A 15,054-nucleotide genomic window follows, 5' to 3' on the forward strand; every position below is an offset into this window, starting at 1 on the left:
AAATACTTTCATAATAATTTATAAAAGAGTAAAAAATATGTTTAGTAATTTAACTGAACGTCTTTCAAAAAGTTTACGTAATATCGTTAATAAAGGAAGATTAACAAAAGAAAACATTGAAAACACCATAAGAGAAGTAAGAAAAGCGTTATTAGAAGCTGACGTTACATTATCAGTAATCAAAACATTTATAAAAAATGTTTCACAAAAATCAATTGGTTCCGAAATCAATAAAAGTCTTACACCTGGTCAAGAATTTATAAAAATTGTTCGAAACGAACTAATTATTGCTATGGGTGAACAAAATAATGATTTGAATTTATCTATTCAACCACCAGCAATTATATTGATAGTGGGTTTACAAGGAGTTGGAAAAACAACTACTGTAGCAAAAATAGCTAAATGGATACAAAATAAATATAAAAAAAAAATACTTGTTACATCTACTGATGTTTATCGTGCTGCTGCTATAAAACAACTGGAAGTTTTGTCTAATCAAATCAATATAAATTTTTATTCATCTAATATTAATCAAAAACCAATTGAGATAACAGAAAAAGCAATTAAACATGCTAAATTAAAATTATATGATATTTTGATAATAGATACAGCAGGACGTTTACATATTAATGATACAATGATGAATGAAATAAAAGAAATACAAATATTATCGAAACCTATTGAAACATTATTAGTAGTAGACTCAATGATGGGTCAAGATGCAATTAATATGGCAAAAGTTTTTAATGAATATTTATCTATATCAGGTATTATATTAAGTAAAACTGATAGTGATTCTAGAAGTGGAATTGCATTATCTATGCGTTATATTACTGGAAAACCTATTAAATTCATAGGAACAGGTGAAAAATTAACAAATTTAGAAATATTCAATCCAGAACGTATGGCTGATACAATTTTAGGAATGAATAAAGTTATATCGATTATTAAAGATATTGAAGAAAAAATCAATAAATCTAACATACAAAATTTAAGTAAAAATTTCAAAAAAGGTCATGATTTTAATTTAAATGATTTTTTAATTCAAATAAAAGAAATAAAAAAAATGGGTGGATTAAATTATTTTATAGAAAAATTTTCAAGTAATAAAATGATAGCTAATAATCCATTATTAGGAGGAAACAATAAAAACGATTTAAATAAAATAGAAGCAATAATATACTCAATGACTATACAAGAAAGAAATAACCCAATAATTATTAAAGGATCTCGAAAGCGTAGAATTGCCTTAGGATCCGGAACACAAATTCAAGATGTAAATAAGTTATTAAAAAATTTTGATAATATGAAAAAAATAATGAAAAAAATTAAAAATAATGGAATTGGTAAAATTATTCGTAACATAAAAAATATATTACCTAAAAATTTTTAAAAAACATAACAGTAATTATATATTGATTTAATACAGAAAAAATAATTTTTTATTTTAAAAATTAAAGGAAAAACGAAATGGTAAAAATTAGATTAGCTCGACATGGAAATAAAAAACGACCATTTTATAAAATGGTAGCATCAGATAGTCGTTTTGCTAGAGATGGTCGTTTTATCGAACAATTAGGTTATTTCAATCCACTTTCTAAAAACATATCTACTGCAATAAAATTAAATATTGATCGTATTATATATTGGCAAAAAAATGGAGCACAAATTTCAGAACGATCAAAGAATTTAATTAAATTGTTTAGAAAAAATAAGGAAACATTATAAATATTAAATCAAATAAACTAATTGAGCCCATTTTAGTAGGAAAAATTGGAAAAGTTTATGGAATATTAGGTTGGCTCAATTTTTTTTCATTTACAGAAAATAAAGATAAAATATTTAATTATCTTCCATGGTTTATTTTAAAAAACAAAAAATGGGAAATTATTCAATTTCAAAAATGGAAAAAACACAAAAATCATTTTATTATTCAAATTAACAATATTATAGATCGATCAATTGCTCAAAATCTCGTTAATACAGATATTTTTATAGATAAAAATCAACTTCCAAAACTTGAAAAAGATGAATATTATTGGAATGATATTATTCAATGTAAAATATTTAGTACAAAAAAAAAATATTTAGGTCTAGTAATCAATTTAATAAGTAATGGATATAATGATATTCTTGTTGTACGAAATGACTTACAAAAAAAAATAATGATTCCATTTATTATAAAAAAAATAGTGAAAAATATAGATATTAAAAACAAAGTTATAATAGTCAAATGGAATTAAAATATGATATATAAATTTAAAAAAAAAATAATCAAACGTTAGCATCGTTTTATATAGTTACCATATTTCCAGAAATGTTTTATGCTTTCTCAAATTATGGAATAACAGGAAAAGCAATTCAAAAAAAAATTATTAATCTTAATTATCTAAATCCGAGAGATTTCTCTGAAAATAAATATAAATCTATAGATGATCGTCCTTATGGAGGAGGACCTGGAATGTTAATGAGTGTCAAACCATTATATTTATCAATACAACATGCTAAATCTTTACTAAAATCTGCAACAGTGATTTATTTATCTCCACAAGGAAAAAAGTTAAATCAAAATAATATTTTTAAATTAATTAAGAAAAAAGAAATTATTTTTGTATGCGGAAGATATGAAGGAATAGATGAAAGAATTATTGATTCTTTAATAGACGAAGAATGGTCAATAGGAGATTATATACTTACTGGTGGAGAGCTTGCAGCAATGGTAATAATAGATTCTATTGCTAGATTTATTCCAGGTGTTGTAAAAACAAAATCAGTAGAAGAAGAATCTTTTTACAATGATTTACTTGACTATCCAAACTACACTAGACCAAAAACAATTTACAACATGAAAGTTCCAGATATATTACTTTCTGGTAATCATAATAAAATTCGTTTGTGGCGTTTGCAAAAATCTTTAGAAAAAACTTTAAAAAAAAGACCAGATTTATTAGACGGAAAAAAATTAAAAAAAGCAGAACAAATAATTTTAAATATTGTCAAGAAAAATAAAAAATAAAAATATTATTAATTTATAATGATTTTATATAGAGGTAAAAATGACAAATATAATTCAAAAAATAGAACAAGAACAACTCAAAAAAAATATACCTAATTTTAGGCCTGGAGATACAATAGAAGTAAAAGTATGGGTAATTGAAGGAACAAAAAAACGTTTACAATCTTTTGAGGGAATAGTAATTGCAATAAAAAATAGATCTTTAAACTCTTCTTTTACTGTTCGAAAAATTTCAAATGGGGAAGGTGTAGAACGAGTTTTTCAAACTCATTCTTACAATATTGATAATATCATTATTAAAAGAAAGGGATTAGTTAGAAAAGCAAAATTATACTATTTAAGAGCACGTACTGGAAAATCTGCTAGAATTAAAGAAAAAATTAAATAAATTATTTGTTAAAATAATTAATATGCAGTCACGACGTTATTCTTGACTGCACTAATATTTTTTTATATTTTTATTTGCTTAAAATACTAAATAGTGCCACCTATAGTTAATTTATCTATTTTTATAGAAGGTTGTCCTATTCCAACAGGAATATTTTGACCTTCTTTACCACACATCCCCATACCTTGATCCATTTTTAAATCATTACCAACCATAGATATTTTTTGCATAACTTCTAAACCAGATCCTATTAACGTAGTATTTTTAATTGGATTCAAAATTTTTCCTTGTTTTATTAAATATGCTTCTGAAGTTGAAAAAACAAATTGACCTGAAGTTATATCTACTTGACCACCTGAGAAATTAATGGCATATATTCCGTAGTCGATACTTTTGATAATATCTTCTATTTTTGACTTACCAGATAACATATATGTATTAGTCATTCTTGGCATTGGCAAATGCGAGTAAGATTCACGACGGCCATTACCAGTAGATTGAGTACCCATTAGACGCGCATTGAGTTTATCTTGCATATATTTTTTTAAAATTCCATTCTCAATCAATATATTGTATTGTCCAGAAACCCCTTCATCATCAATGTTTAATGATCCACGCTGATTTTGTATGGTTCCATCGTCAATGATCGTACATAATTCTGAAGTAACTTTTTTTCCTATCATATTAGCAAATACTGATGTTCCTTTTCTATTAAAATCACCTTCTAAACCATGTCCTACGGCTTCATGTAATAAAACACCAGGCCAACCAGACCCTAAAACTACTGGAAAGGTTCCAGACGGCGCTTCTTTTGAAGATAAATTTAACAAAGCTATACGAACTGCTTCTTTAGTCCAAAAATCAATTCTAATTTGTTCTAACGATTTATCTTCATCTAAGAAAAAATTATAATTAGTACGACTTCCTCCTCCACTTCTGCCTCGTTCTACTTTACCGCGTTCTTCTACTACAACACTTACTGAAAACTCAACTAATGGTCTAATATCTGTATCTAAATTACCATCAGTAGAAACAACTAAAATTTTTTCATAAGATCCACTTAAAGTAGCATTCACTTGTACTACACGATGATCACAATTACGAGCAATATGATTTACTCTATAAAGTAAATTTATTTTTTCATTAGAAGTAAATTTTTTTAATGGATTTAAAATATCATAGAAAAAATTTTTCTTTTGTTCTGTAAATATTTTCTTTTTTATTTTTTTTTCTTTACTATCAAGGATACTTTTTGCTATTTTAGCATTTTTTCTTAAAGCTTCTATTGATATCTGATCTGTATATGAAAATCCTGTTCTTTCACCAGAAATTGCTCTAATTCCAACACCTTGATCTAGATGATAAGTTCCTTCTTTAATAATACCATTTTCTAAAGACCAAGATTCACAAATACGTGATTGAAAATATAAATCTCCATAATCTAAACTATGATCAGAAATATCTTTTAATATTTCAAATAAATCTTGACGATTTATTTTGTTTGCAGTTAATAAAGATTCACTAACTAATTCCAACGTCATTTGAACTCACTTATAATTTAAAATATTATGATATTTATATTATAAAATATAAAAATAAAAAATAAAAAATATTTTTCATAAAAATATTATATAATTTTAAAAAGTTATTATAAAATAGAATTTTAAATTTTTTAAACTAATTTGATTACTATTGAGTGAAAAATGAACAAAAAAATAAATGTTTTACTAATAAATGGACCTAATTTAAATCTTTTGGGTACTAGAGAACCAAATATATATGGAAATAGTACTTTATTAGATTTAACAAATAAATTAACAAAAAAATCAAAAGAATTAAATATATCATTAAATCACATACAATCTAATGCAGAACATATATTAGTTGAAAAAATACACTCTGCGAAAGAAGATAATATTCATTATATAATAATTAATCCAGCAGCTTTTACACATACTAGTATAGCAATTAGAGATGCTTTAATTGCAGTTTCTATACCATTTATTGAAGTTCATATTTCAAATATCTATAGTAGAGAAAACTTTCGTTCTCATTCATGGTTTTCTGATATTTCTCAAGGTGTAATCACAGGGTTAGGTTTGGAAGGTTATTATTGGGCACTTAAAACAATACATAAAAGATGTCTAATCAAAAAATAAAATTTATTTTATTAATTGTAATTTGCACCTTCTTTATTCTGAATTTATAGAAAGTGCAATTAAATTTAAAAATTAATTCATACCATATTTTTTAAATTTTTTCCTAAATTACTACTATTTATACCTATCATAACAGCATCTTTAGTTTTATTGTTACGTGTATATTGTATAATTGCATTTAATAATAATCCTTCAAGTTAAGACAATATTAATAAAGATAAATTATTAATATATTCTATATTATCTAAATTTAATAAATAATTTTCTAAATATTATTTAACTAATAAACACAACGCTTTTCGTATGAAATTTATTTTAATTATTTACAGTATAGTTCACTCAAAAATTTTTATCTATTAAATCTTCTGACATAAAATTATCAACTCTTTAATCTTCTTATGTTTTAATTAAAGTTAAGATTATTAAAAATAAAAAAATATTTTTTTAAAACCAATAAAATATTTTAGAATAGCTATTCTAAATCTAAAATAATATTTTTCATATCATTAGGTAAATCAATTTTCCAGCTCATTAACTTTTTATTAGTAGGATTTACAAACTCAATATAATGAGAGTGTAGTGCTTGACGAGGAAAAAAAATATTTTTATAAATATATTTTTTATCAAAATTATTATAAGAATAATTAATTCCGCTATATAAAGGATCGCCTAACAGCGGATATCTGATATGTAACATATGAACACGAATTTGATGTGTTCTACCTGTTTCTAATCTTAACAAGATATGTGTATGAAATTTAAAACGTTTAATTATTTTATAATGTGTAATAGCAGTTTTTCCTAATGGATGTGCTATCATACATATTCTTTTAGTAGGATGTCGCATTATAGGACAGTTAATAGTTCCACCAGAAATTATATTTCCTTTCACAATAGCTTGATATTCTCGAATAACTTTTCTAGATTTTAATAAATTTACTAAATAATAGTATGCAAAAATTGTTTTTGCTATAACCATCAAACCACTTGTATTTTTATCTAAACGATGAATAATTCCACAACGCGGTAAATATTTACTATTTTTATAACGATATAGTAATGCATTTAAAACTGTACCACCATTATTTCCAGCTCCAGGATGAACAACTAAACCAGGGGGTTTATTTATAATTAATAAATTATTATCTTCATAAATAATATTTAAAGAAATATTTTCTGGTAAATCCAATATTATTTTTTTAATAATTGGATAAATAGTAATTATTTCACCTCCTAGTATTTTTTTATCGGGCTTATTTTCTATTTTTCCATTAATATATACATGATTCATAAGAATCCAATATTTTATGGAAGAACGTGAATATTGTATTAAAATTTTAGAAATAGTTTTATCTAATCTTTTTCCAGAAGCTGTAGTATAAGGAGCTAATATACTTAATTTTTTATTCAATGATAAAAACCCTTATTTTTTAAAAAATATTTATTTAATCTAAATTTTCAATTTATATAAAATATAATATTCTAATACATGTTAATAAAATAAATATTATTAATATAAAATTTCATTAAATTATAGAAAACATATATTATGATAAAAAAAAATATTTTAATCGTTTTGATACTGTTTATATATTCTTCAGCATATTCTCAAAATGTACAAAAAAACAAAATAATTGGAGAAAAAATATTTTATGAATATTGTAGAAAAAAATTAAAAAACAATGAATTTAATAACGCAATATTTTATCTAGAAAACATGCAAAAAAAAAATACTTCTAATATATACTTTGATAAAATTCAAATTAATTTAATTTATGCCTATTATAAAATTAAAAATTATAGTATGGCTCAAAAAAATATAGAGGAATTTATACAACTATATCCGAAACATCCAAATATTGATTATGTTATTTATATAAAGAGTCTAATATATATGTCACTGGACAAAAACATTTTTTTAAATATTTTAAACATAAAAAATTACAAAAGTGATCCTATTTATGCAAAAAAAGCTTTTTTTGAATTGAAAAATTTTTTATATTTTTATCCAAAAAGTATATATATTATAAATGCTAAAAAAGATTTATTTAATTTAAAACAACGTTTATCAAAATATGATTTTGAAATATTGAAATACTATTTCAATCATAAACACTATATAGCAGCGATTAATCGTGGCGAAGACATACTTAAAAAGTATCCAGAAACTTCAGTTGCAGTAGAAACACTAAAATATATTAAAAAATCTTTTGTCGAATTAAAAATATTCAATGCTGCTGAAAAAATATCTAAGATTATTTCATTAAATAAAGTTTAAAATACTTATATTAAATATAATATAAAAATTTTTTATATTATAATTTATAATTAAAATAATTTTAATTTTTAATAATTAAATTTTATTTTCAAAACACTTTGATAGTTTAAACGTTATTTTTAAAAAAATTAAAAACATGAAAAATACAACAAATGAAATACGACAAAAATTTTTGAAATTTTTTGAAAAAAAAGGACATACTATTCTTCCAAGCAGTTCTTTAATTCCAGCAAATGATTCTACATTACTATTTACTAATGCAGGTATGAACCAATTTAAAGATTTTTTTTTAAATACCGAAAAAAAAAAATATTCTCGTATTACTACTGCACAACGTTGTTTAAGAACAGGTGGTAAACATAATGATTTAGAAAATGTTGGATATACTGAAAGACATCATACATTTTTTGAAATGCTTGGAAATTTTAGTTTTGACGATTATTTCAAAAAAGAAGCAATTATGTATGCATGGGAATTATTAACTTCTAAAGAATGGTTTAATATTAATAAAAACAAATTATGGATTTCAGTATATAAGGATGATGAAGAAACATATAATATATGGCTTAATGTTATTAAAGTTCCCGCTGAACGTATTATTAGAATAGGTGATAAAAATAATACTAAATATAATTCTGAAAATTTTTGGCAAATGGGAGATACTGGACCATGTGGTCCATGCACTGAAATATTTTATAATTATAATATAAAAAAACATTATAATAGTAATGATTTTTTAGAAAATAAAAACGAATATTTTATTGAAATCTGGAATATTGTTTTTATAGAATATAATCGTATTTCTTCTACAAAATTAATACCACTAAAATATAAATCTATAGATACAGGAATGGGGTTAGAAAGAATTGCTTCAGTGTTACAAAACGTCAAATCAAATTATGAAATTGATATTTTTCAAAAATTAATCCACAATATATCTCATTTTAGTAATATAAAAAACTTAAATAATATATCTTTAAAAATAATTTCTGATCATATCAGATCTTGTATATTTCTTATATATGAAAACATAATTCCATCAAATGAACATAGAGGATATATTTTAAGAAGAATTATTAGAAGAATGTTAAGGCATGCTTACAAAATTGGAATAAAAAAAAATTTTTTTTACAAAATCGCACCTGTTTTAATTGAAAAATTAAGTGAAAATTTTAAGTTTTTAAAAGAAAAAGAAAAAAAAATTAAAGAAATATTAAAAATAGAAGAAATTCAATTTTCTGAAACTCTTGAAAAAGGTTTAAAAATATTAAACACAGAAATAAATAAAACCTCTAATAAAAAAATTTCTGGAAAAACTGTTTTTCATCTTTATGATACATTTGGATTTCCTGTAGATCTAACATTAGATATTTGTCGTGAAAAAAAAATCAAAGTTGATCTTAATAGTTATTATTTAGAAAAAGAAAAACAAAAAAAACAATCAAATATAGGAAATAAATTTTATGAAAATTATAATAATATAATAAATATTAATGATAACTGTATTTTTGAAGGATATAAAAAAAATATAATTACAGCATCAATAAAATATATTTATGTAAATAAAAATTCAGTTTCATCAATATCAGAAGGAGAAGATGGAATAATTTTTCTTGATAAAACATCTTTTTATCCAGAATCCGGTGGTCAAATAGGTGACATCGGTGAATTATATTATAAAAATTCACGTTTTATAGTTGAAAATACGAAAAAATATGGAAATACAATTGGACATATCGGTAAGGTTATTATAGGAACATTTAAAATTAATAACGTTTTATATACTAAAATTAATAAATTACATAGACATCAAATTCAAATTAATCATTCTGCTACTCATTTGCTCCATTCTGCGCTACGCAATATACTAGGAGAGGTAGTTGCCCAAAAGGGATCATTAGTAACTAATACACGTCTAAGATTTGACTTTTCTTATCCTAAAATTTTAAATTTATCTGACATACAAAAAATTGAAAATATTGTAAATACAGAAATACAAAAAAATAATTTAATTAAAGCTCAAAATTGTAGCTTAGAAGAAGCAAAAAAGAAAAAAGCAATAGCATTATTTGAAAATAAATATGATTCTATTGTTCGTGTCGTATTTATTAAAAATTTTTCAATCGAACTATGTGGTGGAACACATACAACACGAACAGGCAATATTGGATTATTTAAAATAATAGAACATTCAAGTATATCCTCTGGAATTAAAAGAATAGAAGCAATAACAGGATTTAAAGCAATAAAATTTCTTCATGATCAAGAAAACAATATAAAAAATATATCTATCTCTTTAAAAACCAAAAGTACTAATATTAAAGAAAAAATAGAAAAACTAATAATAAAAATTAAATATTTAGAAAATAAAGTAAATATGTTACAAGCAAAAGAAAACAGATATCAAATTAAAAAAATGATTAAAAATATTGAAAATATAAAAGGAGCAAAATTATTAATTAATACATTTAAAAATTATGATTATCAATCATTAAGATCCATAATTGATCAATTAAAAAAAGATTTAAAAAGTGCAATTATTATACTTATAAATAAAAATAATGATAATTTTAATATAATTACTGGAGTAACTAAGGATTTAATCGAACAGATAACTGCATTAGAAATCATTAAAAATTTTATTCAACATACTAATGGAAAAGGAGGTGGTAAAAAAGAAATTGCTGAAGGTGGTGGCTGTCTTAATATAATTAATTTATCTAAAATTTTAAAAATTATTAAGTCATGGATTAATTCCAAACTAAAAAATAAAAACACTTAGTTTAAAACTACATTAATATATTCTTTGATATATATCAATATAGTATAATAACATATTATTTAAAATATTTAATAGTCTATATTTGGCTCTGTATTATTTTAATTTTAAGAATCAGATAGGATGAACTCTTTTATTTCAAGGAACAAAGAATGCTTATTCTAACTCGTCGAGTTGGCGAAACATTGATAATTGGCGATGAAATAACTGTAACAGTACTAGGAGTAAAAGGTAACCAAGTTCGAATTGGTGTAAATGCTCCTAAAGAAGTTTCAGTTCATCGTGAAGAAATATATCAACGTATTCAAGCGGAAAAAAAACAACAAAAAAATCAATAATAAATACTGCATCTTACTATTTTTAAGTAAGATGCATTTTTTATTAATATAAAACAATTTATTATTTATCTTAAAAAAAAATTGACTTATATTTAAAAAAAAGTAAAATTATATAATAAAAAACAGGTGAAGTGGCCGAGAGGATTAAGGCGCTCCCCTGCTAAGGGAGTATGTAGAAAAACTCTGCATCGAGGGTTCGAATCCCTCTTTCACCGAAATCATATTGCATCCGTAGCTCAGTTGGATAGAGTACTCGGCTACGAACCGAGCGGTCGGAGGTTCGAATCCTTCCGGATGCAAAATAACTAATTCTAACCAAGTATTTATCATCCTAAATAATAAAAAGTTTTTTAAAATTAATTAAAAATTAAAACTTAGGAGAAAAAATTGATAGAGGATATCTCAAAAAAAATTAATTGGCTAGAAAAAAATTCATTTATATTAAAATACATTAATCGAGGCATTGAACGAGAAACTTTAAGAATTAAAAAAAATGGAGATTTTTCTAATACTCAACATCCACATAACATTGGTGCTGCATTAACACATAGATGGATTACAACTGATTTTTCTGAAAATTTATTAGAATTCATTACTCCTGTAACTAATAATATAGATTATTTATTAAACTTTTTAAAAGATCTTCATTCTTTTGTAGCATTTAAAAACCAAAAAGAACTAATGTGGCCTTTTAGTATCCCATATATTTATAAAAAATCAACAAATATACAAATAGCAAAATATGGAAAATCCAATTATGGAGCACTTAAAACTATTTATCGAAAAGGTTTGAAAATAAGGTATGGTGATTTAAAAAATACTATTTCAGGTATACATTATAACTTTTCATTACCAAAAATATTTTGGAAAAAAGATAATATAGATAATATATCATCTGGTTATTTAAATTTAATTCGTAATTACTATCGATTTGGTTGGATTATTCCATATTTATTTGGATCATCACCTGCAATATCAAAATATTTTTTGACAAATCAAAAATATACATTTCAAAAAAACAAAGAAGGTTTATTATATTTACCTTGGGCAACTTCTCTCCGTATTAGTGACATGGGATATACTAGTACTTCTATTACTGATTTAAAAATAACATTCAATGATTTAGATTCATACATAAAATGTTTAAAAAAAGCAATGAACACTCCCTCAAAAAAATTTGCTGATTTAGGATTAACTGATAAGTTAGGAAAATTACAACAATTAAATACTAACATATTACAATTAGAAAATGAACTATATACACAAATTAGACCTAAAAGAACAATTAATTATGGAGAATCACTTCTAGATGCGTTAAAAAATAGAGGGATTGAATACGTAGAAATACGTTCTTTAGATATAAATCCATTTTCATCAATTGGAATCAATAAAAATCAAATACTTTTATTAGATTTATTTTTAATTTGGTGTGCTTTAATTGAAGCCCCAAAAAACAAAAAGACAGATTTTCACTTTATTGATAAAAATTGGAAAAAAGTTACTTTTGAAGGTAGAAAACCAAATCAAAAAATTTATATTAATAATAAAAAATACAAACTAAAACAAATTGGAGAACGAATATTTAAAGATTTAAAAAAAATTGCTATTATCTTCGATAATCAACAAAAAAATTCAGAATATCAACAAGTATGTGATAAAAAAATACTTTTCTTCAAAGATCCAGAATTAACTTATTCAGCTCAATTTTTAAAGTTATTTATTACAACAAATAAAATAAATAAAATAGGATTAAATTTAGCTAATACATATCATAATCAACTAATTAATGAATTCAATTATAATACACACATAAAAAATTTTGAACATGAAACTATTAATTCTCATAAAAAACAAATAGAAATAGAAGAAAAAGAAATATTATCTTTAAAAGATTATTTGAAAAAAAGATAATTTATTATCCCATGCTAAATTAACATGGGAAATTATTAATAATTTGATAATTTAATATAATTATTCATGTTAGTATTAAGACACTAAAAATATTCTTAAAAATAGATATGAAATATCTATAAAAATTTTACTGAGATAACTCATCTACTTTATCTAATTTTTCCCATGGAAATTCTTCTCTTCCAAAATGTCCATAAACAGACGTTTGCAAATAAATAGGTTTAAGTAAACCAAGCATTTTAATTAATCCATATGGTCGTAAGTCAAAAATATCTCGAACTAAATTAATTAATGCTTTATTACTAACTTTGCCAGTTTGAAAAGTTTCAATCATAATGGAAGTAGGTTTAGCAATTCCAATTGCATATGATAATTGAATTTCACAACGATCAGCTAAACCTGCAGCTACAATGTTTTTAGCTACATATCTAGCAGCATATGCTGCAGATCGATCTACCTTGGAAGGATCTTTTCCTGAAAAAGCCCCTCCTCCATGTCTGGACATACCACCATATGTATCTACGATAATTTTACGACCTGTTAAACCGCAATCTCCCATCGGACCTCCAATCACAAATCTTCCGGTAGGGTTAATAAAAAATTTAGTATTTTGTGTTAACCATTTTTTCGGTAAAACTGGTTTTATAATTTCTTCCATTACAGCTTCTTTTAAAATATTCTGACTAATATTTTCCTCATGTTGAGTTGAAAAAACAACTGTATCAATTCCTACTATATTCCAATTTTTATATTTAAATGTTACTTGACTTTTAGCATCAGGTCTTAACCAAGGTAAAATATTTTTTTTTCTTAATTCAGACTGTCTTCTAACTAATAAATGAGCATAAGTAATAGGAGCAGGCATTAAAACATCTGTTTCATTAGTAGCATATCCGAAAATAATTCCTTGATCTCCAGCACCTTGTTCTAGGGGATCAAAACGATCAACTCCTTGATTAATATCAGGTGATTGTTTCCCTATAGCACTTAATATTGCACAAGAATTTGCGTCAAAACCTGTATCAGAATTAACATAACCAATATTATTAATAGTATTCCGGGTGATTTCTTCAACGTCGACCCAAGCAGTAGTAGTAATTTCACCACCAATTAAAACCATTCCTGTTTTCACATAAGTTTCACAAGCAACTCTTGCTTTAATATCTTGCTTTATAATTTCATCTAATAAAGCATCTGAAATTTGATCAGCAATTTTATCTGGATGACCTTCTGAAACAGATTCAGAAGTAAAAAGATATTCATTCATTATATTTTGTATTCCTTTTCATTTAAAAATCTATTAAAATTAGTAAAAATACATTTAATTTAATATTTTTTATATAAAATATTTAAGTTAAAATGTATGCTAATATATATATTATTTTAAATATACTTATTTAAAGTAATACTTAAATAAAGTGTTTTAAAAATAAATAATTAATACCTTATAAATATAATTAACAGTACAAAAACATGATAAAAAAAATATTTCTTATCCTAATTAGTATATTTTTTTTTTAATTATAATTAAAAAAAACAATGTTAAAAAAAATAATGTAAAAAATTTTCAACAAGCAAAAATTTTAGCAATTAAAATACATAAAAATGCTCCTGGAACATTTTATTGCGGATGTAAAATTATTTGGAAAAACAAAAAAGGTATACCCAATTTATCATCATGTGGTTATAAAATTCGAAAAAATAAAAATCGAGCCACAAGAATTGAATGGGAACATGTTGTTCCAGCATGGAAATTTGGGCATCAAAAAAAATGTTGGAAAAAGGGAGGTAGAAAAAAATGTATTAAAGATAGAAATTTTCAAAAAATTGAAATTGATTTGCATAATTTACAACCTTCTATAGGAGAAATTAACGCAGATAGATCTAATTTTATGTACACTGAATTAAATAGTAAAATTCAACAATATGGTAAATGTAGCATGAAAATTGATTTTAAAAAAAAATTAGTAGAACCACCTAAAATAGCTAAAGGTGCTATAGCTAGAACTTATTTTTATATGAGCAAAATATATAATATTAAATTATCTAAAAAAGAAAAAAGACTATTTAACAAATGGAATATAAATTTTCCAGTAACCAAATGGGAATGTATAAGAGAAAATTTAATATTTAAAATACAAGGTAATCACAATAACTATGTTTACAAAAAATGTCATAAATAAAA

Annotated in this window: 14 protein-coding genes and 2 tRNA genes; 13 read left to right on the forward strand and 3 right to left on the reverse strand. The window is 23.5% G+C overall.

Annotation, left to right across the window (positions count from 1 at the left end):
• The first annotated feature begins 37 nt into the window (after nucleotides 1–37).
• The 5 genes from ffh (at nucleotide 38) to rplS (ending at nucleotide 3,404) form a co-directional block, all read left to right on the forward strand.
• The gene (ffh, locus tag D9V64_RS01995; protein WP_158366810.1) at nucleotides 38–1,393 is read left to right on the forward strand and encodes a signal recognition particle protein; all 1,356 of its coding nucleotides are present in this window, start codon (nucleotides 38–40) and stop codon (nucleotides 1,391–1,393) included.
• A 77-nt stretch (nucleotides 1,394–1,470) separates the two neighbouring features.
• Nucleotides 1,471–1,728, forward strand: a complete 258-nt coding sequence (gene rpsP, locus D9V64_RS02000; protein ID WP_158366812.1) for a 30S ribosomal protein S16 — start codon at nucleotides 1,471–1,473, stop codon at nucleotides 1,726–1,728.
• Between the two features lie 29 nt (nucleotides 1,729–1,757).
• Complete coding sequence (gene rimM, locus D9V64_RS02005; protein ID WP_261979807.1) at nucleotides 1,758–2,243, forward strand: ribosome maturation factor RimM; 486 nt, start codon at nucleotides 1,758–1,760, stop codon at nucleotides 2,241–2,243.
• Between the two features lie 53 nt (nucleotides 2,244–2,296).
• Nucleotides 2,297–3,016, forward strand: a complete 720-nt coding sequence (trmD, locus tag D9V64_RS02010; RefSeq protein WP_261979808.1) for a tRNA (guanosine(37)-N1)-methyltransferase TrmD — start codon at nucleotides 2,297–2,299, stop codon at nucleotides 3,014–3,016.
• Nucleotides 3,017–3,056: 40 nt separating this feature from the next.
• Complete coding sequence (rplS, locus tag D9V64_RS02015) at nucleotides 3,057–3,404, forward strand: 50S ribosomal protein L19 (protein WP_158366814.1); 348 nt, start codon at nucleotides 3,057–3,059, stop codon at nucleotides 3,402–3,404.
• Nucleotides 3,405–3,490: 86 nt separating this feature from the next.
• Here rplS and tldD read toward each other — a convergent pair whose 3' ends face one another.
• The gene (tldD, locus tag D9V64_RS02020; RefSeq protein ID WP_158366816.1) at nucleotides 3,491–4,945 is read right to left on the reverse strand and encodes a metalloprotease TldD; all 1,455 of its coding nucleotides are present in this window, start codon (nucleotides 4,943–4,945) and stop codon (nucleotides 3,491–3,493) included.
• 162 nt (nucleotides 4,946–5,107) lie between these two features.
• Here tldD and aroQ point away from each other — a divergent pair, with 162 nt between their 5' ends.
• Nucleotides 5,108–5,563: a type II 3-dehydroquinate dehydratase gene (gene aroQ / locus D9V64_RS02025; RefSeq protein ID WP_158366818.1), complete on the forward strand. Its 456-nt coding sequence runs from the start codon at nucleotides 5,108–5,110 to the stop codon at nucleotides 5,561–5,563.
• Nucleotides 5,564–6,035: 472 nt separating this feature from the next.
• On the opposite strand, the gene rluD is transcribed toward aroQ, so the two are convergent.
• Nucleotides 6,036–6,974 (reverse strand): 23S rRNA pseudouridine(1911/1915/1917) synthase RluD, encoded by a 939-nt coding sequence (gene rluD, locus D9V64_RS02035; protein ID WP_158366820.1) that lies wholly within the window; start codon nucleotides 6,972–6,974, stop codon nucleotides 6,036–6,038.
• Between the two features lie 138 nt (nucleotides 6,975–7,112).
• Between rluD and D9V64_RS02040 the strand changes: the two genes are divergently transcribed.
• The 6 genes from D9V64_RS02040 to gshA all read left to right on the forward strand — a co-directional run bounded on the left by D9V64_RS02040 (nucleotide 7,113) and on the right by gshA (nucleotide 12,869).
• The gene (locus D9V64_RS02040) at nucleotides 7,113–7,841 is read left to right on the forward strand and encodes an outer membrane protein assembly factor BamD (RefSeq protein ID WP_158366822.1); all 729 of its coding nucleotides are present in this window, start codon (nucleotides 7,113–7,115) and stop codon (nucleotides 7,839–7,841) included.
• Between the two features lie 136 nt (nucleotides 7,842–7,977).
• Complete coding sequence (gene alaS / locus D9V64_RS02045) at nucleotides 7,978–10,623, forward strand: alanine--tRNA ligase (protein WP_158366824.1); 2,646 nt, start codon at nucleotides 7,978–7,980, stop codon at nucleotides 10,621–10,623.
• A gap of 149 nt (nucleotides 10,624–10,772) precedes the next feature.
• On the forward strand, nucleotides 10,773–10,958 hold the full coding sequence (gene csrA / locus D9V64_RS02050) for a carbon storage regulator CsrA (RefSeq protein WP_158366826.1): 186 nt from the start codon (nucleotides 10,773–10,775) through the stop codon (nucleotides 10,956–10,958).
• A gap of 125 nt (nucleotides 10,959–11,083) precedes the next feature.
• Nucleotides 11,084–11,173, forward strand: a tRNA-Ser gene (locus D9V64_RS02055).
• A 10-nt stretch (nucleotides 11,174–11,183) separates the two neighbouring features.
• A tRNA-Arg gene (locus D9V64_RS02060) sits at nucleotides 11,184–11,257 on the forward strand.
• 88 nt (nucleotides 11,258–11,345) lie between these two features.
• Nucleotides 11,346–12,869 (forward strand): glutamate--cysteine ligase, encoded by a 1,524-nt coding sequence (gene gshA, locus D9V64_RS02065; protein WP_158366828.1) that lies wholly within the window; start codon nucleotides 11,346–11,348, stop codon nucleotides 12,867–12,869.
• A gap of 127 nt (nucleotides 12,870–12,996) precedes the next feature.
• On the opposite strand, the gene metK is transcribed toward gshA, so the two are convergent.
• Nucleotides 12,997–14,136 carry a methionine adenosyltransferase gene (metK, locus tag D9V64_RS02070; protein WP_158366830.1) on the reverse strand — a complete coding sequence of 380 codons (1,140 nt, stop codon included), beginning with the start codon at nucleotides 14,134–14,136 and terminating at the stop codon, nucleotides 12,997–12,999.
• 241 nt (nucleotides 14,137–14,377) lie between these two features.
• Here metK and D9V64_RS02075 point away from each other — a divergent pair, with 241 nt between their 5' ends.
• Nucleotides 14,378–15,052, forward strand: a complete 675-nt coding sequence (locus D9V64_RS02075) for an endonuclease (RefSeq protein WP_158366832.1) — start codon at nucleotides 14,378–14,380, stop codon at nucleotides 15,050–15,052.
• Nucleotides 15,053–15,054: the final 2 nt, after the last annotated feature.

The organism is Buchnera aphidicola (Aphis nerii), assembly GCF_005083105.1.
Lineage (GTDB): Bacteria > Pseudomonadota > Gammaproteobacteria > Enterobacterales > Enterobacteriaceae > Buchnera > Buchnera aphidicola_AS.

What these genes read in the sequence shown, in the direction of transcription:
- ffh (WP_158366810.1), top strand. Translation starts at nt 38, where the DNA reads ATGTTTAGTAATTTAACTGAACGTCTTTCAAAAAGTTTACGTAATATC.
- rpsP (WP_158366812.1), top strand. Translation starts at nt 1,471, where the DNA reads ATGGTAAAAATTAGATTAGCTCGACATGGAAATAAAAAACGACCATTT.
- rplS (WP_158366814.1), top strand. Translation starts at nt 3,057, where the DNA reads ATGACAAATATAATTCAAAAAATAGAACAAGAACAACTCAAAAAAAAT.
- tldD (WP_158366816.1), bottom strand. Translation starts at nt 4,945, where the DNA reads ATGACGTTGGAATTAGTTAGTGAATCTTTATTAACTGCAAACAAAATA.
- aroQ (WP_158366818.1), top strand. Translation starts at nt 5,108, where the DNA reads ATGAACAAAAAAATAAATGTTTTACTAATAAATGGACCTAATTTAAAT.
- D9V64_RS02040 (WP_158366822.1), top strand. Translation starts at nt 7,113, where the DNA reads ATGATAAAAAAAAATATTTTAATCGTTTTGATACTGTTTATATATTCT.
- alaS (WP_158366824.1), top strand. Translation starts at nt 7,978, where the DNA reads ATGAAAAATACAACAAATGAAATACGACAAAAATTTTTGAAATTTTTT.
- csrA (WP_158366826.1), top strand. Translation starts at nt 10,773, where the DNA reads ATGCTTATTCTAACTCGTCGAGTTGGCGAAACATTGATAATTGGCGAT.
- metK (WP_158366830.1), bottom strand. Translation starts at nt 14,136, where the DNA reads ATGAATGAATATCTTTTTACTTCTGAATCTGTTTCAGAAGGTCATCCA.